Annotated in this window: 14 protein-coding genes; 5 read left to right on the top strand and 9 right to left on the bottom strand. The window is 68.0% G+C overall.

The window, feature by feature from the left end:
• Positions 1 to 56: 56 nt before the first annotated feature.
• Positions 57 to 1,604, bottom strand: coding sequence for an acyl-CoA carboxylase subunit beta (locus AC1PPL_RS09520; RefSeq protein WP_088888054.1), 1,548 nt, complete (start codon positions 1,602 to 1,604; stop codon positions 57 to 59).
• A gap of 162 nt (positions 1,605 to 1,766) precedes the next feature.
• Here AC1PPL_RS09520 and AC1PPL_RS09515 point away from each other — a divergent pair, with 162 nt between their 5' ends.
• The gene (locus tag AC1PPL_RS09515) at positions 1,767 to 3,416 is read left to right on the top strand and encodes a sigma-54 interaction domain-containing protein (protein WP_312843492.1); all 1,650 of its coding nucleotides are present in this window, start codon (positions 1,767 to 1,769) and stop codon (positions 3,414 to 3,416) included.
• Positions 3,417 to 3,448: 32 nt separating this feature from the next.
• Here AC1PPL_RS09515 and AC1PPL_RS09510 read toward each other — a convergent pair whose 3' ends face one another.
• The 4 genes from AC1PPL_RS09510 to AC1PPL_RS09495 all read right to left on the bottom strand — a co-directional run bounded on the left by AC1PPL_RS09510 (position 3,449) and on the right by AC1PPL_RS09495 (position 8,310).
• Positions 3,449 to 4,426, bottom strand: coding sequence for a Bug family tripartite tricarboxylate transporter substrate binding protein (locus tag AC1PPL_RS09510; RefSeq protein ID WP_287951848.1), 978 nt, complete (start codon positions 4,424 to 4,426; stop codon positions 3,449 to 3,451).
• 81 nt (positions 4,427 to 4,507) lie between these two features.
• Complete coding sequence (tcuB, locus tag AC1PPL_RS09505) at positions 4,508 to 5,734, bottom strand: tricarballylate utilization 4Fe-4S protein TcuB (protein ID WP_479973147.1); 1,227 nt, start codon at positions 5,732 to 5,734, stop codon at positions 4,508 to 4,510.
• A gap of 5 nt (positions 5,735 to 5,739) precedes the next feature.
• Entirely contained in the window at positions 5,740 to 7,164 is a 1,425-nt protein-coding gene (tcuA, locus tag AC1PPL_RS09500; protein ID WP_479973218.1) for an FAD-dependent tricarballylate dehydrogenase TcuA, read from the bottom strand.
• A 171-nt stretch (positions 7,165 to 7,335) separates the two neighbouring features.
• On the bottom strand, positions 7,336 to 8,310 hold the full coding sequence (locus tag AC1PPL_RS09495; RefSeq protein ID WP_479973146.1) for a LysR substrate-binding domain-containing protein: 975 nt from the start codon (positions 8,308 to 8,310) through the stop codon (positions 7,336 to 7,338).
• Positions 8,311 to 8,459: 149 nt separating this feature from the next.
• On the opposite strand from AC1PPL_RS09495, the gene mnmA reads away from it, so the two are divergent.
• Positions 8,460 to 9,572, top strand: a complete 1,113-nt coding sequence (gene mnmA / locus AC1PPL_RS09490) for a tRNA 2-thiouridine(34) synthase MnmA (RefSeq protein ID WP_479973145.1) — start codon at positions 8,460 to 8,462, stop codon at positions 9,570 to 9,572.
• A gap of 237 nt (positions 9,573 to 9,809) precedes the next feature.
• Positions 9,810 to 11,471, top strand: coding sequence for an L-lactate permease (locus tag AC1PPL_RS09485; protein ID WP_479973144.1), 1,662 nt, complete (start codon positions 9,810 to 9,812; stop codon positions 11,469 to 11,471).
• A gap of 107 nt (positions 11,472 to 11,578) precedes the next feature.
• On the opposite strand, the gene ssb is transcribed toward AC1PPL_RS09485, so the two are convergent.
• The 3 genes from ssb to AC1PPL_RS09470 form a co-directional block, all read right to left on the bottom strand.
• Complete coding sequence (gene ssb / locus AC1PPL_RS09480; RefSeq protein WP_123675484.1) at positions 11,579 to 12,121, bottom strand: single-stranded DNA-binding protein; 543 nt, start codon at positions 12,119 to 12,121, stop codon at positions 11,579 to 11,581.
• Between the two features lie 134 nt (positions 12,122 to 12,255).
• Positions 12,256 to 13,437 carry an MFS transporter gene (locus AC1PPL_RS09475; protein WP_088888644.1) on the bottom strand — a complete coding sequence of 394 codons (1,182 nt, stop codon included), beginning with the start codon at positions 13,435 to 13,437 and terminating at the stop codon, positions 12,256 to 12,258.
• A 296-nt stretch (positions 13,438 to 13,733) separates the two neighbouring features.
• The gene (locus tag AC1PPL_RS09470; protein WP_479973143.1) at positions 13,734 to 18,551 is read right to left on the bottom strand and encodes an Ig-like domain-containing protein; all 4,818 of its coding nucleotides are present in this window, start codon (positions 18,549 to 18,551) and stop codon (positions 13,734 to 13,736) included.
• Between the two features lie 304 nt (positions 18,552 to 18,855).
• On the opposite strand from AC1PPL_RS09470, the gene uvrA reads away from it, so the two are divergent.
• Together uvrA and putP are read left to right on the top strand one after the other, a co-directional pair.
• Positions 18,856 to 21,921, top strand: coding sequence for an excinuclease ABC subunit UvrA (uvrA, locus tag AC1PPL_RS09465; RefSeq protein ID WP_479973142.1), 3,066 nt, complete (start codon positions 18,856 to 18,858; stop codon positions 21,919 to 21,921).
• Positions 21,922 to 22,155: 234 nt separating this feature from the next.
• Positions 22,156 to 23,649: a sodium/proline symporter PutP gene (gene putP / locus AC1PPL_RS09460; protein ID WP_011807144.1), complete on the top strand. Its 1,494-nt coding sequence runs from the start codon at positions 22,156 to 22,158 to the stop codon at positions 23,647 to 23,649.
• A 61-nt stretch (positions 23,650 to 23,710) separates the two neighbouring features.
• Here the strand turns inward: putP and AC1PPL_RS09455 are convergent, their stop codons facing one another.
• Positions 23,711 to 25,672: a methyl-accepting chemotaxis protein gene (locus AC1PPL_RS09455; RefSeq protein WP_479973141.1), complete on the bottom strand. Its 1,962-nt coding sequence runs from the start codon at positions 25,670 to 25,672 to the stop codon at positions 23,711 to 23,713.
• Positions 25,673 to 25,740 lie beyond the last annotated feature (68 nt).

Below are 25,740 nucleotides of genomic sequence, written 5' to 3'. Positions count from 1 at the left end.
AATCGGCCTCCAACGCTTGCATATCAAGCGCTGACAGCTATGGTTTTTGGTATGGATCAGGGGCGCAGGCCAAAGCGCGGCGCCCCGGCCTCGCGCAGCGGCGCGGCCAGGTTGGCGAACTCGCACAGCAGCCGGCGCGTGTCGCGCGGGTCGATCACCTCGTCGATGCCGAAGGCCTCGGCCGTGCGGAACGGCGAGGTCAGGCTGCGCACGCGCTGCTCGATCTCGGCGCGCTTTTGCATCGGGTCGTCGGCGCCTTCGATCTCGGCCTTGTAGGCCACCTCGAGCCCGCCCTCTATGGGCAGCGAGCCCCAGTTGGCCGAGGGCCAGGCATAGCGGAAATTGAAGCGCCCCATGTGCTGGTGGCCGGCGGCGGCCACCCCATAGGCGCGGCGCACGATGATGCTGCACCAGGGCACCGTGGCCTGGTAGACGGCGGCCAGCGCGCGCGCGCCGTAGCGCATGATGCCGGCCCGCTCGGCCTCGACGCCGATCTGGAAGCCGGCGATGTCCACCAGGTTCAGCACCGGCAGGTGGAAGGTCTGGGCCAGGTCGACGAAGCGCGTGAACTTCTCGGCCGAGGGGCCGTCCCAGCCGCCGCCGTAGAAATACGGGTCGCTGGCCACCACGGCCACGGGCCAGCCGTCGATGCGTGCCAGGCCCGTGACGATGGCGCGGCCCCACTGGCGGCCCATCTCCAGAAACGAGCCCTGGTCCACCAGGCATTCGACGATGGGCCGGATCTTGTAGACCTTGCGGCCGTCGCGCGGAATGGCCGAGAGCAGCCATTCGTCGCGGCGCGCGGCATCGTCCCGCACCTCGCCGCGCGCGGGCAGCTCGTGCACCGACGGCGGCAGGTAGGACAGGAAACGGCGCACGCGCTCGAAGGCCTCCTCCTCGCTGGCCACCTCGTCGTCCACCACGCCGTTGCGCGTGTGGATCTGGCTGCCGCCCAGCTCCTCCTTGGTCACGTTCTGACCGATGCGCGCCACCACCGGCGGCCCGGCGTTGAACAGCTGGGCCGTGCCCTTGACCATCAGCGAGTAGTGGCTGGACGCCACGCGCGCCGCGCCCATGCCGGCCACCGAGCCCAGCGCCAGCGACACCACGGGCACGGTGGAGAGGTTTTCGACCACCTGGCTCCAGACCTTCATGGTCGGCACGCTGGTATAGCCCTTGGTCTCGATGTTGCGCACCGAGCCGCCGCCGCCCGTGCCGTCCACCAGACGCACCATGGGCAGGCGCAGGTCGTGCGCCATCTTTTCGGCAAAGATCAGCTTGTCGCCCACGGCGCCGTCGTTGGCGCCGCCGCGTACGGTGAAGTCGTCGCCCACCACCACCACGGGGCGCCCGCCGATGCGTGCGCGTCCCATCACCAGGTTGGACGGGGTGAACTCCACCAAGCGGCCCAGGCTGTCGTACTGGCCCGAGCCGGTGAGCGAGCCCACTTCCGTGAAGGAATCCGGGTCCGTGCAGGCGCTGATGCGCTCGCGCACCGTCAGCTTGCCCGCGGCCTTGTGGCGCGCCACCTTGTCGTCTCCGCCCATCTTCGCCGCCAGCGCATGGCGGTATGCGATCTCATCCACTTCGGGTTGCCAACTCATGTCATTGCCTCCTGTGCACAAGACAAAGCACAACCCATGCCAGTTCGCAAATGATTGATTTTTATTGGGTTTTTTTGGTGGCCAGAATAAGTGTCCTTTTTGTGGACACAAACAGTGGACGCCGAGGACAATGTGTCCGCCAAAAACACACTACCGATACCGATGCAGACAGTCTTTCTTTCCGAGCAGCGGCTTGGCGTCCTCGTCTGGCAGCGCGGTGAGCCCGCACCCGTGGCGCGGCTTGGGCTGGCGCGCGATCCGCTGCTGTGCGCCGCCGTGACTGAGAAGCGGGCCGCGCGCGAGCCGGGGCCGGGCACACTGTTCCATGTCGATGTGCCCGGTGGGCGCGGCGCCAGCGCACGCTACGCGGTGGTGGCGCTGGGCGACGAGGCCGTGGAAGTCGCCCTGGTGCGCCCGGCCGACGCATCGGCCGCGCTGCTCGACTTCGTGGCGTCCGTGCCGTTTGCATTCGCCATCCTGAACATGTTCCTCACCAACCCGTACCAGGCCATCACCGTGGCCGACCACGAGGGCCTGATGCGCTACATCAGCCCGGTGCACGAGAAGTTCCTCGGGCTGGCGCCGGGCGCGGCCATGGGCCGCAGGGCCGAGGAGGTGATCCCCAACTCGCGCCTGCCGCAGGTGGCCCGCAGCGGCAAGGCCGAGATCGGCGAAATGCTGCAGCTCGGCCCCGGCGTGACGCGCATCGTCAACCGCATGCCGGTCTTCGAGGGCGGCGCGCTGGTGGGCGCGGTGGGCCAGGTCAGCTTCAGCGGCATGCCGGCGCTCAACCGCATGCAGCAGCGCCTGAACCAGCTGCACGATGAGGTGCAGCATTACAAGCGCGAACTGCACCAGCTCAAGCGCACGCCCTCCCCTGGTGCCATGGTGGGCAGCAGCGCGCCCATGCAGCGCCTGGCGCGCGAGATCGACGCCGTGGCGCCGCTGGACGTGCCCGTGCTGATCCTCGGCGAAAGCGGCAGCGGCAAGGAGCTGGTGGCCCAGGCCCTGCATGCGCGCGGGCGCGATGCCCAGGCGCCGCTGGTGAGCCTGAACCTGGCCGCGCTGCCTGCGACGCTGATCGAGGCCGAGCTCTTCGGCTACGAGGCCGGCGCCTTCACCGGCGCCAAGAGGCAGGGCCAGCCCGGCAAGCTGGAGCAGGCCGAGGGCGGCACGCTGTTCCTCGACGAGGTCGCCGACATACCGATGGAGATCCAGGTCAAGCTGCTGCGCGTGCTGGAGGACCGGCAGGTGCAGCGCCTGGGCGCAAGCGAAGGGCGGCGCGTGAACTTCCGCATCGTCGCCGCCACGCACCGCGACCTGCGCGCACTGATCGACAGCGGGCGCTTCCGGCTGGATCTGTACTACCGCTTGAGCGGCGTCGTGCTGCAGGTGCCGGCGCTGCGCCAGCGCGTGGAGGATATTCCGGCCCTGATGCAGCGCTTCGCTGAGTCGTTCTGCGAGCGCAATGGCCTCGCCCTGCCGCGCATAGCGCCGGGCGTCATCAGCTACCTGGCGCAGCAGAGCTGGCCGGGCAATGTGCGCCAGCTGCGCCAGCGCGTCGAGGAGGCGCTGGTGTTCTGCGACGGCCAGCTGCTGAGCGTCGAGAACTTTGCCCGCCACCAGGATCTGCCGGCCCGGCCGGCGCAGCCGCCCATGGCGCCGCCTGCGCCTGCGGCGATGCCTTTGAGGAGCCTGGAGCACGCGGCCATCCTCGACGCCATTGCGCGCCATGGCGGCAACAAGAAGCGTGCGGCACAGGAGCTGGGCATCTCGCGCTCCTACCTCTACAAGGTATTGGCGGGCGGCTGAGTCCAGAAGCCGTCAGTGCGTGGCAGCGGCGCTCACTGCGCCGTGATCTTGCGCTCGCGCACGATGGCGCCCCACTGGTCGTATTCCTTCTTCATGAAGCTGGCGAGCTCGGCGCGCGTGGTGGGGTGGGGCGACAGGCCGTGCTTGTTCAGGGCCTCCTTCACGCCGGCGTCGTTGAGCGCCTTCACGATCTCCTTGTTCCAGCGGTCCAGCAGCGGCGCGGGCGTCTTGCCCGAGGCCACGAAGGCATACCAGTTCAGTGCCTGAAAGCCCGGGAAGCCCGATTCCGCCACCGTGGGGATGTTCGGCAGGTAGGCCGGGCGCGTCAGGCCGGTGGTGGCCAGCGGAATCAGCTTGCCCGCCTCCACGTGCGGCATGGCGGTGGGCGGCGCGGCGAAGTAGCTGGTCACGCGCTCGCCCAGCAGGTCCTGCAGCGCGGGTGCGCCGCCCTTGTAGGGCACGTGGACCATGTCGATGCCGGCGCGCTGGTTGAACAGCTCGCCCGCCAGGTGCGAGGCCGAGCCCGCGCCGGTGGAGGCATAGTCCACGCTGCCGGGCTTGGCCTTGGACAGCTGCACGAACTCGGCCAGGGTCTTCACGCCCGCGCCCTTGTGCACCACCAGCACGTTGGGGAAGTACACGCCGCCGGAAATGGGCGCCAGGTCCTTGAACGGGTCGTAGGGCAGCTTCATGAGGTGCGGCGCGATGGTCAGCGGACCCACCGAGCCGAACAGCAGCACCGTGCCATCCGATGCGCCCGCGGCCACCTGCTGGTGGGCGATGTTGCCGCCCGCGCCGCCCTTGTTCTCCACCACCACGGACTGGCCGATGTTCTCGGCCAGCTTCTTGGCGATCAGGCGGGCCGCCGCGTCGGCTGCGCCCCCGGGCGCAAAGCCCACGACCAGCGTGACCGGCTTGGCCGGCGGAAAGTCCTGCGCCAGTGCCGGGCCGGCCCAGGCGATGGAGGTGAGGGCCACGGCGGCGGCCTGGATCAGGGTGCGTTTTTTCATGGCGAGGCTCCTTTAGTTGTAGGTCAAATGGTGCTCTAGCGCTTATCCATCAAGCGCTAGCAGCTATGGTTTTAGAAGCAATCAATCGCTGCCCAACCCGATCGGGTTGGGCTGGCGCTTTTCGGTGGTGTGGCGCAGCAGCGCGGCAGTGCGGAACACGCCGTGGGCGAACTTGCCGTAGGGCAGCGTGGCAAAGAGGGCCATCACCGCGCCCAGGTGCAGGCACAGCACCAGGGCCAGCGCGGGCGCGGCCGACGGGGTGATGCGCACCAGCCACAGCGCCAGGCCGCTGGCGGCCACCAGGAACAGCAGGGCGATGAAGCCCAGGTCCATGGGCTTTTGCGCGGCGTCGCCGTGCGCGGGGTGGCGTGTGCGGTTCAGGTACCACAGGCCGATCGTGCCCAGCACCAGCATCACGCCGCCCGCCACGCCCAGCAGTTTGGGAATGCTGGGTGCCTCGTAGGGCGCCGGCCAGCCGAAAACGTAGTGGTACACCGTGGCCAGCGAGGTCGCGGCAAAGCACAGCAGGAAGCCGTAGAACGTGAGGTGGTGCGCGCGGCGGCGCTTGAGGGTGTAGGCGTCGTCCTCGTTGTGGCAGCCGTCGCCATGGCCGCCGTCCAGGTACTTCAGGCGCAGCACGTCGTGCGCGGCCTCGGTGGCGGCGGGGGCGCTCACGTCGGCGCCGCTGGTGGCGGGCTTCACGTCCTTCCAGAAGCGGCGCACGCCCATGGACAAGGCCAACACCACGAACAGGAACACCGGCGCGAACAGGCCCACCAGCAGGTTGTGCGGGAACAGGCGGTAGAAGTTGCCGCCCAGGTCCGCGCCCCACAGCGCGCCGAGCCCGCCGCCCTGCAGCGCGGCGCCCAGCACCAGGAACAGCGTGAGCGCGGCCACGAGGGCCAGCGACAGCGTGAGGCCGTTGCGGCGGTACAGCCGGCCCAGCGCGGGCGGCCAGGCGTAGTCGGCGTAGGTCTGGCCGCGCACCTGGGCCATGGCCTGCGGGATGTTCACGGCGAATTCGTGCGGCGGCGCGTACTGGCAGGCGTGCAGGCAGGCGCCGCAGTTGTGGCACAGGTTGGCCAGGTAGTGCACGTCGGCCTGGGTGAAGTCCAGGCGGCGCGTCATGGCCGGGAACACGGCGCAAAAGCCCTCGCAGTAGCGGCAGGCGTTGCAGATCTGCATCTGCCGCGCCACCTCGGTCTCGGCGGCGCTCTGCGCCGGCGCGGGCACGATGGGAATCACGCGGGTGGGCCCGCCCTGGGCCAGGCCTATCGCTTCGTCGGTCAGGGATTTCAGGGTTTGCATGGTGTTCAGCCCTCGTCGTTCACCGCGCCGTGCGCGGCAGCCTGGCCCGCGGCGGCCAGCGCGGCGTTGCGCCCGGCGATGCGACCGAAGGCCGTGCCGATCGACATGCCCACGCCCGCGGTGTAGCCCTTGCCCAGCACGTTGCCGGCCATCATTTCGCCCGCCACGAACAGGTTGCGGCTGGGTTGGTCGGCGAAGCGCACGGCGGCGGTGTCGTCGGTGTGCAGGCCCAGGTAGGTGAAGGTGACGCCGGGCTTGAGCGCGTAGCCGTAGAACGGCGCGGTGTCGATGGGCCGCGCCCAGTGAGTCTTGGCGGGCGTCAGGCCCTCGGTATGGCAGTCGTCCAGCGTGGTGTGGTCGAACTGGCCCACGCGGCAGGCGGCGTTGTAGGCGTTCAGCGTCCGCATGAAGGTCTCTGCGGGCAGGCCGAGCTTTTCGGCCAGCGCGGGCAGGCTGTCCGCCTTCACCCCGGGGAACACCGGTGGCATGAAGCGGCCGATGGCCTTGCTGTCGATGATGGAGTAGCCAATCTGCCCCGGCTGCTGCGCCACCAGGCGGCCCCAGATGGCATAGCGCTTGGGCCAGAAGTCCTCGCCCTCGTCGTAGAAGCGCTCACCATCACGGTTCACCACCACGCCCAGCGACACGCAGTCGATGCGCGTGCAGATGCCGCCGTCGTACAGCGGCGCACGTGCGTCGATGGCCACCATGTGCGCCTGCGTGGGGTCGCCAATGCGGTCGGCGCCGTGGTCGTCGAGCAGGTGCTTGAGCAGCACCCCCTTGTTGTAGGCCGTGCCACGGATCAGGAAGTTGTCCGCCGGCCACTCGCCGCGCGCGTTCTGGCCCCAGGCCTCGCGCAGCCATTCGCGGTTGGACTCGAAGCCGCCGGCGGCCAGCACGCAACTCTTGGCGGTGATGCGCTGGCCCTTCACCCAAGCGGCCTGGAAGGTGCCGTTCTCGATCTCGATGCGCTCCACGGGCGATTCGTAGCGCACCTGCACGCCCAGCGCCTCGGCGCTGCGGTAGTAGGCATTCACCAACGCCTTGCCGCCGCCCATGAAGAAGGCATTGGTGCGCGCCACGTGCAGCGTGCCGGCCAGCGCGGGCTGAAAGTGCACCCCGTGGCGGCGCATCCAGGGGCGGCAGGTGCTGGACGCGCGGATCACCAGGCGCGCCAGGTGCTCGTTGGTCTGGCCGCCGGTCACCTTCAGCAGGTCCTGCCAGTACTCCTCTTCAGGGTAGGCATCGACCAGCACGTCCTGCGGCGCGTCGTGCATGCAGCGCAGGTTGCGGGTGTGGGCGGAGTTGCCGCCGCGCCAGGCGCGCGGGGCCGATTCCAGCAGCAGCACGCGGCTGCCGGCCTCGCGGGCCATCAGCGCGGCGCACAGGGCGGCGTTGCCGCCGCCGATGACCAGGACATCGGTGTCCATCGGGGGAGATTGCATAGATTTCGCTCGTGGGGGCGCACCCCGGGGCGAGGGGCGCAGCAGTCGAGCGTGGACTGTAGGCAGCGGCCCGCCAGCCGTGCAGCCGCGGGCGGGTATGGGGGTATCACGAACGGTGATGGCTGCGCGCCCGGGCGCGACGCACGGAAGCAGCCGCTACGGGGCGGGAACCCCTGCCGGTGCCTGCGCCAGCAGTGAGGTGCCGATCCAGCGGCCCTCGGTGACCAGACCGCGGGCACAGTCCAGCAGCACCACGCGCGCAGCCAGTGCGGCGGGGGACAGCTCTTCGTCCGGCAGGCTGCACAGCAGGTTCACGCGCCGCGCCGGCGCGCCCGTGAGGCGCGCGCACTGAAAGCGCGTGGCCGCGTCCGGGTAGCGGCCCAGCGCCGCCCAGGGCTGCAGCGTGGAGCCCAGGCCGGCGTCCACCGCGGCCATCACCATGGCCAGCGAGTCCACTTCCAGCACCACATGCGGGGCGATGCCCGCGCTGGCAAAGGCCGTGTCCAGCGTGCTGCGCAGGCCGTGCGGGCCGGTGGGCAGGATGAGCGGCTCCTCGCGTAGCTCGGTGATCGCCACCTCGGCGGCCAAGCGCGGGGCGGCGGCGCCGCGCATCAGGAACAGGTCTTCCTCCAGCAGCGGCTGGACCTGCCAGCGCTGGGTGCGCCCGGCCAGCTGCGCCTGGTGCAGGCGCGAGTCGAACAGCACGGCCAGGTCCAGCTCGCGCGCATGCAGCATGGCCGAGAGGTGGCCCGACATGCCCTCCACCATGTGCAGCCGCACGTCGGGGTAGCGCGCGCGCATGGCCTGCATCAGCGGCAGCCCCAACAGCGCCGAGGTGGTGGGCGCCAGGCCGACGGTGACGGTGCCCGACAGCCGCGCCTGCTGGGCGGCGCGCACGGCCTGCTCGGCATGGCGCAGGGTGAGCTGCGCCTCGCGGAAGAACGCGGCCCCGGCCTCGGTGGGGGCCACGCCGCGCGGCGTGCGGTGCAGCAGGCGCGTGGCCAGCTCACCCTCCAGCCGCGTGATCTGCTGGCTCAGCGCGGACTGCACCAGGTTCAGGTCGAGCGCGGCGCGGCTCATGGAGCCCAGCTCCACCACCCGCACGAAATATCGCAATTGCCGCAGTTCCATCGTCTCCAACACCCGGTTGACCCCAGGCGCCGCCCGGCCGGGGGGGGCTGGGATAATCGCACACCTATGAAACATGCCCCCCACGCTCCCCACTTCGTGTGGTCGCTGCCCCCCAAGGGGGCCGCTTTTCATCTTGGGGCGGCCCGGCGATGAAAAAACACCGGGTCGTGGTGGGCCTGTCGGGGGGCGTGGACTCCGCCGTCACGGCGCATCTTCTCAAGCAACAGGGCCACGAGGTGGTCGGCATCTTCATGAAGAACTGGGAAGATGACGACGACAGCGAGTTCTGCTCCAGCCGCCAGGACTTCCTGGACGCGGCCAGCGTGGCCGACGTGATCGGCATCGAGATCGAGCACGTCAACTTTGCCGCCGAGTACAAGGACCGGGTGTTTGCCGAGTTCCTGCGCGAGTACCAGGCCGGCCGCACGCCCAACCCGGACGTGCTGTGCAACGCCGAGATCAAGTTCAAGGCCTTCCTGGACCACGCCATGCGCCTGGGCGCCGAGAAGATCGCTACCGGCCACTACGCGCGCGTGCGTCAGAACCCGGCCACGGGCCTGTTCGAGCTGCTCAAGGGGCTGGACCCATCCAAGGACCAGAGCTACTTTCTGCACCGCCTGAACCAGGCGCAGCTGTCCAAGACGCTGTTCCCCGTGGGCGAGCTGCACAAGACCGAGGTGCGCCGCATCGCTGCCGACATCGGCCTGCCCAACGCCAAGAAGAAGGATTCCACCGGCATCTGCTTCATCGGCGAGCGGCCATTCCGCGAGTTCCTCAACCGCTACATCCAGCATGCGCCCGGCCCCATCCTGGACGACCGCGGGCGCAAGCTGGGCCGCCACGTGGGCCTGTCGTTCTACACGCTGGGGCAGCGGCAGGGCTTGGGGATCGGCGGTGTCAAGGAAAAAGGCGCGCAGCGCGGCGCGGGCGACCATGCGCCCTGGTTCGTGGCCCGCAAGGAGCTGGAGACGAACACCCTGCGCGTGGTGCAGGGCCACGATCACCCGTGGCTGCTGTCGCACCGCCTGGATGCGCAGGACGCGAGCTGGATTGCCGGCCATCCGCCCGCAGCAGGCGCCTGCGCCGCCAAGACGCGCTACCGCCAGCAGGACGCCGCCTGCACGGTGCTGGCCGCACAGGGCGACGCCTTCAGCCTGCACTTCCCTGAGGCGCAGTGGGCCGTGACGCCGGGCCAGTCGGCCGTGCTGTACGACGGTGAGGTGTGCCTGGGCGGTGGGGTGATTGCGGCCGTGAACGGCTGAAAGCCCGCCCGGGGGGCGTAGGCGGCATCAGGGGATACCCGAATAGCCGGGATGCCGGACCTGCGTCCTTGCTATGGTGTGAAATTGCTTCAGCACCGGTCTCCGGTTTTTTCACGCTGCGTCGCGGGCGGGCTTTCTACAGTCTCGTCCGCGCCGCTCCAGCCGGTTGACCTCCGGTACTGGGCGTGCGAGGCATTTCTCCTTCCAAAACCGGGACAACAACAGGGGGCACAGGCTATGGTCTGGCAACAAATCTACGACCCACTGGGCAATATGGTCATCTCCACCGCACTGGCCGCGCTGCCGGTGGTGGTCATGCTCGCGGCCTTGGGCTTTTTCCACATCAAGGCGCATATCGCGGCAGGCATGGGCCTGATCACGGCGCTGCTCGTGGCGGTCTTCGTCTACGGCATGCCGGGCGACATGGCCGGCCGTGCGGCGCTGTTCGGTGGTTTCACCGGCCTGCTGCCCATTGGCTGGATCGTGCTGAACATCATCTTCCTGCACCAGCTCACCGAGCAGAACGGCAGCTTCGCCGTGCTGCAGGACTCGCTGTCGGGCATCACGGAAGACCGCCGCATCCAGCTCTTGCTGATCGCCTTTTGCTTCGGCGCGTTCTTTGAAGGCGCGGCCGGCTTCGGCACCCCCGTGGCGGTGACGGCGGCCATCCTCATCGGGCTGGGCTTCTCGCCGCTGGCGGCCTCGGGCCTGTCGCTGATCGCCAATACGGCGCCGGTGGCCTTTGGCGCCCTGGGCACGCCGGTGATCACGCTGGCCAAGGTGCACGGCTACGACCTGATGGAGGTGACGGCCATGATCGGCCGCCAGCTGCCCTTCTTCTCGCTGCTGGTGCCGTTCTGGCTGATCTGGGCCTTCGCCGGCCGCAAGGGCATGATGGAAATCTGGCCGGCCATCCTGGTGACGGGTGTGTCCTTCGCCGTTCCTCAGTTCCTGGTGTCCAACTACATCGGGCCGGAACTGGTGGACATCATCGCCGCCATCGTCTCCATGGTCTGCCTGGTGGCCTTCCTGCGCGTGTGGAAGCCCAAGACGGTGTGGACGTCGCCCTCGCTGCGCGGGCATGACCCCAGCGCCGCAGAAGCCAAGCCGCCGCAGTCGGTCAAGCGCCACAGCACCCAGGCGCTGGTGGCCGCCTGGACCCCCTGGGTCATCCTGTCGGTGTTCGTGTTCATCTGGGGCCTGCCCTCGGTCAAGGCCTGGCTCAATGGCATCTTCGCGCCGGCCTTCCCCATGGCCGGGCTGCACAACCTGATCGAGAAGGTGCCGCCCGTGGTGCCCGCGCCGCACAAGGAGGCCGCCGTCTACACACTGAACCTGCTGTCGGCCACCGGCACTGGCATCCTGCTGTCGGCCGTGGTGAGCGCGCTGGTCATGAAGTACAACCCGGTGGCCATCGTCACCACGTTCTTCCGCACCTTCTGGCTGGTGCGCTACTCGCTGCTCACCATCGTGCTGATGCTGGCGCTGGGTACGCTCACGCGCTATTCGGGCACCGACACCACGCTGGGCCTGGCTTTTGCCAACACCGGCGTGCTGTACCCGTTCTTTGGCACGCTCATGGGCTGGATCGGCGTGGCGCTCACGGGATCGGACACGGCCTCCAACGTGCTCTTCGGTGGCATGCAGAAGGTGGCAGCCGAGCAATTGGGCCTGTCGGCCAACCTGATGGGCGCAGCCAACAGCTCGGGCGGCGTGATGGGCAAGATGATCGACGCGCAGTCCATCGTCGTGGCCTCCACCGCCACCCGCTGGTTCGACCACGAGGGCGACATCCTGCGCTACGTGTTCTTCCACTCCATCGCGCTGGCCTGCCTGGTGGGCCTGTACGTGACGATGCAGGCCTATGTCTGGCCGTTCTCGCTCATGGTGGTGCACTGATTTGAGTGTTTTTGGGCTGCAGCGCTTGTCCATCCAGCGCGAGCAGCTATCACTGCAATAGCAAACGGGCGCCCTGGGGCGCCCGTTGTGCTTGGTGCGAGGCCGAATCAGAACGGAATGTCGTCGTCCATGTCGTCAAAGCCCGATGCGGCGCGCGGCGGCTGTGCCACGGGCGCGGGGGCGGGGCGGGCCGCGGGGGGGGCGGGGCGCGGCGCGGGTGCGGCGCGGCGCGGGGCCTCGTAGCCGCCACCACCGCCGCCGTTGTCGCCGTAGCCGCTGTCGTCATAGCCGCCGCCCTGGCCGCCGCCCATGCCCTGGCGGCTGCCCAGCATCTGCATGGTGTCGGCGCGGATTTCGGTGGTGTAGCGCTCCTGGCCGCTCTGGTCGGTCCATTTGCGGGTGCGCAGGCTGCCTTCCACGTAGACCTGGGAGCCCTTGCGCAGGTACTGGCCCACGATCTCGGCCAGGCGGCCGTTGAAGACCACGCTGTGCCATTCGGTGGCTTCCTTGTTCTCGCCGGTGTTCTTGTCGCGCCAGCGGTCCGTCGTGGCGATGCGCACGTTGGCGACCTGGTCGCCGCTGGGGAAGGTGCGCATCTCGGGGTCGCGCCCCAGGTTGCCGACGATGATGACTTTGTTCACGGATGCCATGAAAAATCCTTGTGCTTAGCCCGGACGGCAGGGAAGGGTTCCGGGCCAGATGAGTCCAACAGGCGACCCCTGCGAGGCCGCAGGTGCGCAGCATAGCGGCTTGCACGCCGCCGGTGCGCCGGAGGGTGAAAAAATCAGTGGCCGCCGCCGCGTCCCACCGGCCGCAGCGGCCAGGTGATGAGCAACCACAGGGCCGTGAGCACGGCGGTGGCGGTGAACAATCCCGGCGCGCCCGCCCACTTCGCCAGCGCGCCGCCCAGCGCGCCGCCCGCGAACAGGCCCAGCGACTGCAGCGTGTTGTAGGCGCCCAGCGCCGCGCCGCGCAGGTTGGCCGGCGCCATGCGCGACACCAGACTGGGCTGCGTGGCCTCCAGCGCGTTGAAGCCGCAGAAGAAGATGAACAGCAGCGCCGCCACCGGCATCAGCGATGGCGCAGCCCCTCCGGCCGCCAGCAGGCCAAAGCCCATCTGCACCACCAGCACCAGCCCAATGGCGACCAGCAGCGCCGCGCGCAGCCGCCCGCGCCGCTCCATGGCAAACAGCCCGCCCATGGCGACGAAGGACAGCACCACGGCCGGCAGGTACACCTGCCAGTGCGCGTCCTTGGGCAAGCCGGCCTGCACCAGCAGGGCCGGCACGGCCACCCACATGGCCATCTGCACCGTGTGCAGCACGAACACGCCCAGGTTCAGGCGCAGCAGGTCGGCATGGCGCCACACGTCGGCCAGGCGCCCGCGCGGTGCGTCGGCATGCTGCACCGGCTCGGGCGGCACCATCCACAGCACCACGGCCACGCCGCCCAGCGCCAGCGCGCAGGTCAGGCCGAAGAGGCCGGCCAGGCCGATGTGCGCGGCCAGCAGCGGCGCCGCCACCAGGGCGATGGCGAACATCAGCCCGATGCTGGCGCCCACCAGTGCCATGGCCTTGGTGCGCACCGCGTCGCGTGTCTGGTCGGCCAGCAGCGCCGTGACGGCGGCGGACACCGCGCCCGCACCCTGCAGCGCGCGCCCCACCAGCAGCCCCATCACCGAATCGGCCAGCGCGGCGAGCAGGCTGCCCGCGGCAAAGACCAGCAGCCCCAGGACGATGACACGCTTGCGCCCGAAGCGGTCCGACGCCATGCCCAGCGGCAGCTGCAGCACCGCCTGCGTGAGCCCGTAGATCCCCATGGCCAGCCCCACCAGGGCGGGGTCGTCGCCGCCCGGGTACTTGCGTGCCTCCAGCGCGAACACGGGCAGCACCAGGAACAGGCCCAGCATGCGCAGCGCGAAGATCAGCGCCAGGCTCACGCTGGCGCGGCGCTCGAGTGGGGTCATGCGCTGAGGGGCGGGCGTCGATCGGGCTGCAGCAGCATCCGACTGGGAAAAAGAAGAATCCGGCACGGCGTGCACTGAGGCCAGTAAAGCAAAAGGCGATTTTCACCGATTGGCGTCCTGCATGCCTGAACCTGTGAAAGCCAGGGGCCAAGGGGGCTGCCCAACGGCACCCCCGCTGGGCCGGGCCTTTTCGAAAGATGCAAGTAAAAATGCCTGTAGCGCTTGATGGATAAGCGGTAGTAGCTATGTTTTTGAGAGCGTACCGTTTCGACCCATTTCTGCTACTGGCGCGTGTCTCAACACCGCCGCGCCAAGCGGCGCTGTCTGCGCCAGCCCAGCGCACCCAGCGCGGCCGACAGCAGCCCCAGCGCCCAAGGCGCATCCACCGGAATGGAGGCGGGGTCGCTCACGACAGGGCCAGCAACGAGCGCAAACGGATCTCGGATGGCCCCTGCCACGGGGTCTGAATCACCCACTCCGTTGTCGGTGATGGTGTAGCTCACGGTCTTGCGATCGACACTCAGTGTCACTCCCGCCAACGGGAACCAGGTGGAACTGGTTGTCCCGACCGTGGCGGGGCCATATTTCCAGAACTGCACTCCCTGCGGCAAGGGCTGGGGGTATTCGAGCGTCATCGTCACCGATGCCGTGCACCCGCTGGCCTGGAATGCGTATTCCCCATACAGCATGGTTTTGCCTGCCGGGGCGGGGTTCGAGAGGCTGGCGAAGCCACTGGTCGGATCGAGCGTGCAGCTTGCGCCGCCTCCGCTGAGCGTTGCCGTTGCGATACCCGGCATGTCCGGCGCGCTGCCGCTGACGGTCAGCAGACGTGGGATCACGGCGCTGGAAGCTGCCGATGGCGCACTGGTGCCAACGCTGTTGGTGGCTGTCATCGTGAAGGTGTACGACGTGCCGTTGGTCAGCCCCGTCACGGTGCAGGAAGTCGCCCCTGTGGTAAAGCAACTGCCCGAGGGCGTGCCCGTGACCTGGTAGCCCGTGATGGGGCTGCCATTGGACGCCGGTGCGCTCCATACCAGCGAGACGGAACGATCGCCCGCGGTGACGCTCGTGAAGGAGGGGGCGGCGGGGGCGGTCGGGGCAGCGCCAATCACCAGCTCGTTGGTGGTGGTGTCGGTGGACGCATTGCCGGCAAGGTCAGTCGCCGTGGCGGTGACGCTGTGGGTGCTGCTGTAGGCCAGCGCCAGGGTGCCGCTGGCCGGCGTGGCCGATGCCAGGTTCAGGCTCCAGTTGCCTCCCGTGGGTACCACGGCGTACGTGGCGCCGCCGACGGAAACGCTCAGCGTTTCGCCAGCGGTCAAGGTAGCCGTGCCGGTGAGCGTGGGCGCGGTGCTGTTCGCCGCCAGAGTGTTCACGGTGGGAACGATCGGCGCGATGGTGTCCAGTACATAAGCGCTCGACCAGACGGCGCCGCTGTTGCCTGCGGCATCACTGACGCGGGCTTTGAGCGTGTTGCTGCCGGTGAGCGTTACTCCCGACAACGACCAGACGTTGGAACCCACACTGGCGGTCGCAGTGGCCCAGGTGGCGCCGTTGTCCAGAGATACCTGCACGGTTTCACCACTGGCCAGGTTGGCCGACAGCGTACCGCTGATCGTTTGCGCTGCCACTTTGGTGATCAAGTCGGTGCTGCTGGCGCCCGTGTCGGCAGAAAACGCCGCGGTGGCGACGGTGGTCGTTGGGGCCGTGGTGTCAATCACGATGTTTTTGTTGGCACCCAGCGAACCGGCCGTACCCGGCGCGCTCAGTTGGAGCGAGGCATTCACATGGATGCCACCACTGTCCTTGATGGTGGCGCCATTCAGTGCCAGTGCGCCAGTGCTGCTGTAGTCGAGGTCGGCGCTGGTGTGGCCGGCGGCAACGGTGTAGCTGAAAGTCAGGGTGCCAGTACCGGAGCCACTTGTGTACGCTGCGGTACCGCCGGAGTTGAGTGCCAGCGTCGGGGTGCCGCCACTGGTGTCCACGACAACAGCGCTGCTGAAACCGACGGTGATGGCGATGGCCTGGCCGGCGCCGTAGCTGCCATTGGCGTTGCTGGAGCTGACGCTGGTAATGCTGGGTTGTGAACCGTTGACCAGCACGCCAGCAGTGCTGCCCAAGCCGTTCAATGTGAGTACGGCATTGTTGCCGGCGAGGTCGCTGAGCGTGCTGCCATTGGCGTTGAGGGCTCCGACGGTGATGCCATTGGCATCGACGTCGCCGTTGACCACGGTATGGCGAAACACCAGCGCGCTGGTGCCCGAGCCGCTTACATAAGTGGCGTAGCGGGTAGTGGCTCCGACCACGATGGCGATACGCGGGGTGCCGCCGCTGGTATCGACGTGGACTGATTCGTTGAAGTTCACCGTGAAGTCCAGCGAATCTCCAGCGTAGTAGGTGGCATTGGGCGGAGGCGCCACGGAGGTCACGGCAGGTGCCGTGATGTCGATCGTGACCACCAGGGCGTTGGAGGCCGGCGAGACGTTGCCCGCCAAGTCCGTCGCACGGGCAGTGATCGTGTGCGGGCCTTCAGCCAGAGCGCCCGCCGTAAAGCTCCACGCGCCCCCTGTTGCGGTAATGCTGCCGAGCAACGCGGCGCCCTCATACACATTTACGGTGCTCCCCGGTTCGGCAGTACCGGTCAACTGGGGGGTGACGACATTGGTGATGCCATCGTTGCTGGATGCGCCACTGTCGTTGCTCAGGACGGGCGTGCTCGGCGCTGCGGGTGCCGTGGTGTCCAGCACATAGGCCTGGCTTTTCACTGCGCCAGAGTTGCCGGCCATGTCTACCACCTTTAGCTGCAGCGTGTTGCCACCCGGCAGCAGCGTGATGCCACTCCAGGTCAACACGGTGCCTGTAACACTGCTCGTGACGTTGGCCCAAGTACCACTGCCGTCCAGTGAGCCCCAAACGGTGTCGCCCACAGACAGGGCCGTGCTGAGCGTTGCCGCCAACGTCTGGCTGGCCGCGCTGGTAATGAAATCGCTGCTGCTGGCGCCCGTGTCACTGCTGAGTGTCAGGTTGCTGAATGTGGTGGCGGGTGCGGTGGTGTCGTAGACATAAGCTTGCGCATACACAGTGCCGTCATTGCCCGCAGTGTCGGTGAGCTTGATCTTCAGCGTACTGCTGGAGGACAGCGTGACGCCAGTCAGTGACCAGTTGTTGCTGCCCACGGCGGCATTGGCAGTGGTCCAGGTGGCACCGTTGTTGAGCGAGACATAGACCGTTTCCCCCGCAGCCAGATTGGCCGACAGCGTGCCGCTGACGGTCTGAAATGCGATGTTGGTGATGAAGTCGCTGCTCGAAAAACCGTTGTCGTTAGAAAAGCTGGCGTTGGCGATGATGGTGGTGGGCGCCGTGGTGTCAAGCGTGTAGCTCTGGTTGGTGACAGGGCCGATGTTTCCCGCGGCATCAGTAACCCAGAAGCGCAAGTTGTTGGAGCCGTTTACCAGCGTAGCGCCGCTCCAAGCCAGCGTTGTGCCGCTGACCTTACTGCTGACATCGAACCAGGTGGCACCGCCGTCCAGCGAACCGTTGACGATATCGCCAACGGCTCGCGTACTGCTCAGCGTGGCACTGATGGTCTGGCTGGCGGCGTTGGTGATGAAGTCGGTGGCGCTGAGGCCCGTGTCTGCAGACAGCCCGAGATTGCTGAAGGTGATGGAGGGGGCGGTGGTGTCGAGAGTGTAGGTGTGGGTGTAAGCAGCGCTACTGCCGTTGGCGTTGGCCACCCGGGCTTGAAAGGTGTTGCTCCCAGCCAGCGTGGCGTTCGTGCTCCACGTGCTGTTGCCGACAGCGCTGGTGGCATTGCTCCAAGTGGAGCCGTTATCAAAGGACACCTGGACGCTTTCGCCCGCCACCAGATTGGCCGACAGGGTTCCACTGATGGTTTGCGCTGCAACGTTGGTGATGAAGTCGGTGCTGCTTTGCCCAGAATCTTGCGACAGAGCGGCGGTAACTACGGTGGTGCTCGGCGGTCCTACGATGTTGCTCAGAACAATGTTGTCGAAGCCCCATTCAAAGATGCCCCCAGAATCAGCTGTGGTTATGACCACGCTGCTCACCCCGACGAAGTATCCAGGATGTACCGCAGTTGAAAGGTTGAGCACCCACGAGTTGCCTACAAAATTGGCAGTGAAAGTTTCGCTACCCTTACTAGTGGTGAGAGTGATGGTCGCTCCATCAAACCCCACTTGGGCCAGCGTGAAAGAGGTCAAGTCGAATGTTTTTCCGCCGGACATCGTCAAGACAAGGCGTGACTCTGTGTAAAAACCGCCTGCTCCCGTCGCCATGACATTGCCGCTTGCATCGGGGACATCGAATCCGAACGCATTTGACTCGGAGTCAACCAACATGTTGCTATCGGTCGACGTGATCACCATCGTGTCAGAACCGATTGTTTGGGTAATCGTTTTGCTATTACTACCCGGAGCGACGCTTTCAAAGTCGAAAGTCGTGCTGGCCAGCAGGTGCGGATACCCGCGCACTGTCAGCTTGGCGGTTTCGATGGCGCCCGTTTGGTATTCCAGCACCCAGTTGCCGCCTTGTGCGGCGTCGCCCGTGGCGTCACTGGAAGCCGCGACATCGACCCCCATGGTGGCGGACAGACTTTTGACAAAGGCCCGGTCTGAAATGCCCGACGCTACGTCGCAGCTATACAGCAACACATCGCCACCCGTAACCAATGCTCGCCCTAGTGCGGACAGCTCTGCTTGTGTAGTGGCGTCAGCCAGCGATTCCTGAGTGAGCACTGCTGTGCCCAGCCGCACCACCCCGGCGGAGCCATGTGACAGGATATGGATGGCGTCATAGCCGCTTGCGGTGGCGGCCCATTGCGCGATCTGCGCCAATCCGTCCTTGCTGCCGTCGAATTCCACAATGCCGATGCCCGCGCCAATGCCCCGTGCTAGGTCTTGATAGTCCTTTACCGAGGTATCCACCAGGGCCACTTCTTTACGTCCTTCAAGCTGCGATGGGTTGGCCGCGCGAGTTTCCGCCGCGTGTGCGGTCAAACCGACCCCGAAAGCCGGCATGGTGGCAACCATGGCGAACGCAACCAGCCATCGCGTGGAAATGCGGTGAAGGCATTGACGTAAGAAAAGGGCAGCGTTCATGGGGCAGTTTTCAGAGAGACAGCATCACGCAGAGCTTGATGGCTGAAATGCATCGAGAGCGGCTTGGGCTGTGGGTTGCCGGAGCAGCGACGGCAGGTGGAGGAGGCGCCTCGTGGCGGGGGCTGTTCAAATATCCGAGAAAACTTGATGTAACACAAGTAAAAAGGATGGCGCGTACGCTCAGGGTCGCGCAAGTGCATGCCTGCGGTGCAGGGTCGCCACTTTCTGCCACCCATGCACGGACCAGGCCCCGCCGGGCAGGGCGCCGCCTATGATGTAAGGTTTCCCTTCCGCCTTCTCGCCCGTGACCCGCACCGACGAACCCACCCCTCCGGCCGATGACTCCTACCTCGCCCGCGCCCTGCGCGAGCAGCGCATCAGCATCCGCGGGGCGCGCACGCACAACCTCAAGAACATCGACCTGGACATCCCGCGCAACCAGCTCGTGGTGATCACCGGGCTGTCGGGCTCGGGCAAGTCCAGCCTGGCGTTCGACACGCTGTATGCCGAAGGGCAGCGCCGCTATGTGGAGAGCCTGTCGGCCTATGCGCGGCAGTTCCTGGGGCGGCTGGACAAGCCTGATGTGGACCTGATCGAGGGTCTGTCGCCGGCCATTTCCATCGAGCAGAAGGCCACCAGCCACAACCCGCGCTCCACCGTGGGCACGGTGACCGAGATCCACGACTACCTGCGCCTGCTGTTCGCGCGCGCGGGCACGCCTTACTGCCCGGACCACGGCCTGCCGCTGTCGTCGCAGACCGTGAGCCAGATGGTGGATGCGGTGCTGGCCTTGCCCGAGGACACCAAGCTCATGTTGCTGGCGCCCGTGGCGCGCCAGAAGAAGGGTGAGTTCACCGAGCTGTTCATGCAGATGCAGGCGCTGGGCTACGTGCGCTTTCGCGTGGACGGGCAGATCTACGAGCACGAAAGCCTGCCGCAGCTCAAGAAGACCGAGAAGCACGACATCGACGTGGTGATCGACCGCTTGAAGGTGCGCCCCGACGCCCAGCAGCGCCTGGCCGAGAGCATCGAGGCCGCCCTGCGGGTGGGCGGGCACGAGGGCAACGGCCGGGTACTGGCGCTGGAGATGGACTCGGGCCAGGAGCACCTGTTTTCCAGCAAGTTCGCCTGCCCGGTGTGCAGCTACTCGCTGCCCGAGCTGGAGCCGCGCCTGTTCTCGTTCAACTCGCCCACGGGCGCCTGCCCCGCGTGCGACGGCCTGGGCCAGCAGGAGGTGTTCGACCCCGCGCGCGTGGTGGCTTTCCCGGCCATCAGCCTCGCCAGCGGCGCCATCAAGGGCTGGGATCGGCGCAACGGCTACTACTTCGCCATGCTGGAGAGCCTGGCGCGGCATTACGGCTTTGATGTGGAGACGCCCTTCGAGGAGTTGCCCGAACGCGTGCGCGAGGTCATCCTGCACGGCTCGGGTGAGGAAGAGATCGCCTTCAGCTACCTGCTGGACAGCGGCCCGAACAAGGGCAAGCCCATCGTCAAGAAGCACCCCTTCGAGGGCATCCTGCCCAACATGGCGCGGCGCTACCGTGACACGGACTCGGCCGTGGTGCGCGAAGACCTCGCGCGCTACCGCAGCGCCCAGCCCTGCCCCGAATGCCACGGCGCACGCCTGCGCCGCGAAGCGCGCCATGTGAAGGTGGGCGAGGGCGAGGCCGCGCTGGGCATCTACGACGTGAGCCACCGCACGCTGGCGGACGCGCTGCAGTGGTTCGCGTCGCTGCAGCTGGCCGGCGCCAAGGCCGAGATTGCCGGCAAGATCGTGCGCGAGATCGCCGCGCGCCTCACCTTCCTGAACGACGTGGGCCTGTCCTACCTGAGCCTGGACCGCAGCGCCGAGACGCTCTCGGGCGGCGAGGCGCAGCGCATTCGCCTGGCCTCGCAGATCGGCAGCGGCCTGACCGGCGTGATGTACGTGCTGGACGAGCCCAGCATCGGCCTGCACCAGCGCGACAACGACCGGCTGATTGCCACCCTCACCCGGCTGCGCGACCTGGGCAACAGCGTGATCGTGGTGGAGCATGACGAGGACATGATCCGCGCCGCCGACCACTGCGTGGACATGGGGCCCGGCGCGGGCGTGCATGGCGGTCGCGTGATGGCGCAGGGCACCTACGACGAGCTGTGCGCCAACCCGCAATCGCTCACCGGACAGTACCTGAGCGGCGCCAAGACCCTGCCGGTGCCTGCGCGGCGCACGCCCTGGCTGCCCGTGTTGCGACAGAGCGCCGCAGCGCCAGAACCCGAAAAGAAGCCCAAGTCGCGCTTTCCCGAGACGGCTGCCAGCCTGCGCAAGAAAGAGCGCCTGGCCGCGCACCGCGCCACGCAAGGGCAATTGCAGGCGCTGCGCGTGGTGGGCGCCACGGGGCACAACCTGAAGGGCGTGAGCGTGCAGTTCCCGGTGGGGCTGTTCACCTGCGTGACGGGCGTGTCCGGCTCGGGTAAGAGCACGCTGGTCAACGACACGCTGCACAAGGCCGTGGCGCGCCAGCTCTACCGCGCGCACGAAGAGCCCGAAGCGCACGAAACCATCGAGGGGCTGGAGTATTTCGACAAGGTCATCAATGTCGACCAAAGCCCCATCGGCCGCACGCCGCGCAGCAACCCGGCCACCTACACGGGCCTGTTCACGCCGATCCGCGAACTGATGGCCGAGACCACCACCGCCAAGGAGCGCGGCTACGGCCCCGGGCGCTTCTCCTTCAACGTGGCGCAGGGCTCGGGGGGCGGGCGCTGCGAGGCCTGCCAGGGCGATGGCGTGGTGAAGGTGGAAATGCACTTCCTGCCCGACGTGTACGTGCCCTGCGACGTGTGCCACGGCCAGCGCTACAACCGCGAGACGCTGGAGGTGCAGTGGAAGGGCAAGAACATCGCCCAGATCCTGGACCTGACGGTGGAGGACGCCCACGCCTTCTTCAAGGACGTGCCCACGATCGCGCGCAAGCTGCAGACGCTGCTGGACGTGGGCTTGTCCTATATCCGCCTGGGCCAGAGCGCCACCACGCTCTCGGGCGGCGAGGCGCAGCGCGTGAAGCTGGCGCAGGAACTCTCCAAGCGCGACACCGGCCGCACGCTCTACATCCTGGACGAGCCCACCACCGGCCTGCATTTCGCCGACATCGCCCTGCTGCTCAAGGTACTGCTGCAGCTGCGCGACGCGGGCAACACCATCATCGTCATCGAGCACAACCTGGACGTCATCAAGACCGCCGACTGGGTCATCGACATGGGCCCCGAGGGCGGGGCCGGCGGCGGCACCGTTGTGGCCGAGGGCACGCCCGAGCAGGTGGCCCACAATGCGGCCAGCCACACGGGCCGCTACCTGGCGCCATACCTGTCTGCCGCCCAAAATCAGTAGTAACCCTGAGGTTTTGCGCCGCCGGCAGTTACAGTTGCGCGCCGCGGCGGAGTGTTTCACTACGCCAGCGCGGCTTTATGGCGAATGATTGGGCGCGGGCTCTGGAATCATCGCGCCACTTCGCTGGCCGGCGCTTGTCGGCACGGCAGCCCCCGGCCTCCGCGCCGGCTTCTCCTCCACTTTTTTTGGCAGGACTTCGCGGCGCGCAGCGCGCCCCGCGGGCCTGGACGTTTCATGAACCTGCTAGACCCGACCGTCATCACCTTCGGCATCTACCTGCTGGCCATGCTGTTCATCGGCTGGCTGGGCTACCGCGCGACGACCGACCTCTCCGACTACATCCTGGGCGGGCGCAGCCTGGGCAGCTTCGTCACCGCGCTGTCGGCCGGCGCGTCCGACATGAGCGGCTGGCTGCTCATGGGCCTGCCCGGCGCGGTGTACCTGAGCGGGCTGAGCGAGGCGTGGATCGCCATCGGCCTGACCATCGGCGCCTACCTCAACTGGCGCCTCGTGGCCGCGCGGCTGCGCCTGTACACCGAGCGCACCAACAACGCCCTCACGCTGCCCGACTACCTGGCCTCGCGCTTCGAGGACGGCGCCAACGTGCTGCGCCTGGTGACCACGGCGGTGATCCTGGTGTTCTTCACCATCTACTGCGCCTCGGGCGTGGTGGCGGGTGCGCGCCTGTTCGAGAGCATGTTCGGCCTGCCCTACCAGACAGCCCTGTGGGTCGGGGCGCTGTGCACCATCGCCTACGTGTTCATCGGCGGCTTCCTGGCGGTGAGCTGGACGGACACCATCCAGGCCTCGCTGATGATCACCGCGCTGATCCTGGCGCCCGTGGTGGCCTACTTTGCCGTCACCGGCGAGCTGCAGGCCGGCCAGAGCCTCACCGAGATGATCGGTGCGCAGAAGCTCGACCTGATGCACAACGCCAGCGTGATCGGCGTGGTCTCGCTCATGGCCTGGGGCCTGGGCTACTTCGGCCAGCCGCACATCCTGGTGCGCTTCATGGCGGCGGATTCGGTGGCCTCCATCCCGCGCGCGCGCCGCATCGGCATGACCTGGATGGTGCTGTGCCTGGGCGGCGCGGTGGCCGTGGGCCTGGTCGGCATCCCGTACTTCGCGGTGCACACGCAGCAGGCCGCCGGCGTGCAGGCCAATGCCGAGACGGTGTTCATCGAGATCGCGCGCCAGCTCTTCAACCCCTGGATCGCCGGCCTGCTGCTGGCGGCCATTCTGGCGGCGGTGATGAGCACGCTGTCGTGCCAGCTGCTGGTGTGCTCCAGCGCGCTGACCGAGGACATCTACCGCGTGTTCCTGCGCAAGAACGCCACGCAGCGCGAGCTGGTGTGGGTGGGCCGGGCGATGGTGTTCGCCATCGCCGTGGTGGCGATCGTCATCGCGGGCAACCCCAACAGCCGCGTGCTGTCGATGGTGAGCTACGCCTGGGCGGGCTTCGGCGCGGCATTCGGGCCGGTCATCCTGCTGTCGCTGTTCTGGCGCGGCATGACGCGCAACGGCGCGCTGGCCGGCATCGTGGTCGGTGCCGTGACGGTGGTGGTGTGGAAGCAGGGCGGCTGGCTGGGGCTGTACGAGATCGTGCCCGGCTTCGTTCTGGGCGCGCTGGCCGTGGTGCTGGTGAGCAAGCTGGGCAAGCAACCCTCGCCCGCCATGCTGCAGCGCCACGACGCGGTGGACGCCGAGATGGCGCGTCTGCAAGCCTGAGGCGATTGCGGGTTTGAGGCAAAGTGGCCTCAAACCCTTTCTGGATAAGCGCTAACAGCTATTAATTGGGTAGCGCAACGGCGTGCGGTCGTTCGCCCAGCTTGAACACCGCCACGCCCTCCACCAGCTCCTGCGCCTGGCTGCGCAGGCTGGCGGCGGCGGCGGCCATCTCTTCGACCAGCGCGGCGTTCTGCTGCGTGGTCTGGTCCATCTGGCTCACGGCCTCGCCCACCTGGGCCACGCCCAGCGACTGTTCGCGGCTGGCGTTGCTGATCTCGCCCATGATGTCGTTGACGCGGCGCACGGCGGTCACCACATCCTCCATGGTCTTGCCGGCGCGCTCCACCAGCGCATTGCCGCGTTCCACGTCATGCACGCTGGCGGAGATCAGCTCCTTGATCTCGCGCGCAGCGCCCGCGCTGCGCTGCGCCAGGCTGCGCACCTCGCTGGCCACCACGGCAAAGCCGCGGCCCTGCTCGCCGGCGCGTGCGGCCTCCACGGCGGCGTTCAGCGCCAGGATGTTGGTCTGGAACGCGATGGAATCGATCACCCCGATGATGTCCGCGATCTTGCCGGACGAGCTGTGGATGCCGTGCATGGTCTGCACCACCTGCGCCACCACCTCGCCACCCTGCGCGGCCACGCCGCTGGCGCTGGTGGCCAGCTCGCTGGCACGCGCGGCGCTGTCGGCGTTCTGGCGCACGGTCGCGGTCATCTGCTCCATCGATGCGGCGGTCTCTTCCAGGGCGCTGGCCTGGCTTTCGGTGCGGGCTGCCAGGTCGGTGTTGCCCTGCGCGATCTGCGCGCTGGCCGTGGCCACGCCCTCCGCGCCCTGGCGCACGCGGCCCACCACCTCGGTGAGCTGGCGGCGCATCTGTAACAGCGCGGCGATCAGGCGGCCCATCTCGTTGCTGCCGTGGGCGATGTCGCTGCCCGACAGGTCACCGCGCGCCACGGCGCGGGCCAGCTCCACGGCCTGCGCCACCGGCTGCGTGATGGAGCGCACGAAGACCAGCATCAGCACCGTGGCGCCCGCCAGCGTGCCCAGCAGCGCCAGCGCCTGCCACGCCAGCGTGGCGCGCAGGCGGTCGATGCGCGCCTGCAGGGCCTCGTCCACGCCCTGCATGGCCTGGGCGTTCAGTGCGTACAGCGCGTCGATGGTGCGGGTGTAGGTGTCGAAATACTCCTGCGCGGGCAGCGTCAGCGTGTCGGCCTGCAGCAGGGCCTTGTCGGCCAGGGCCAGCGTGGCCGTGATTTGCGCGTCCAGCGTGCGCGCGGGCGCGCCCAGGGTGGCCGCAAAGGCAGGGCTCGCCTCGGTGGCGCGCGCCAGGTTGCGCAGCGTGTCGCCCTGCAGCTCCACCACGCGCTGGCGCAGCGACTGCAGCAGCCCCTTGGCCTCCAGCGGCAGCTCGCCGCCGCGGCCCAGGAAGCCCGCGCCCTGGGCGCGCATCACGCCCAGCTTCTCACCCAGCTGCGGCGCATGCACCAGCGAGGCCTGGATCAGCGCGTTGGTGGCGAAGTCGGGGTCCAGCTGCAGCTCGTAGCTGTGCAGCAGCTGCTCGCCGGTCTGCAGCAGCGACGTGATCAGCGCCGTGTGCTGCGCCGTGCTTTGCGCGGCCGGCAGCGAGCGCGCGGCCACGGCCGGCTCCAGCTGCTGCCAGGCCTGCTGGGCGCGCTGCCAGGCGTCGCGCTGGGCCGCGGGCACTTGCGCCGCGTCCAAGCGGGCGGTGGCCTCGGTGAAGGCTTTGTTCACCGCATCGCGGGCGGCCGGGCGCCGGGCGGCCAGCGTCTCGTCGCCGCCCAGCATGCCGTTGGACAGGCCGCGGTGCACCTGCAGCCCCTGCACCACCTTGTGCAGCGCCAGCAGCGGCGGGGCGCCACGGGCCTCGTGGCGGGCGCGCGCCAGGTCGTCGAGCGCGCCGCTCACGAACAGCCAGGTGGGCACGGCGCTCATGAGGATGCCGGCGAGGCCCAGGATGAGGAATTTGTAAAGCAGCGGCAGGCGCTGAGAAAGCGAGGTCATAGCGGGAACCTTTCCTTGTCCGCGAGACCGCCTAGTGGGCGGGCGAGACAAAGAGATGTCAAGGACGT

The organism is Diaphorobacter sp. B2A2W2, assembly GCF_056730635.1.
This window is presented reverse-complemented; position numbering and strand designations above follow the sequence as displayed.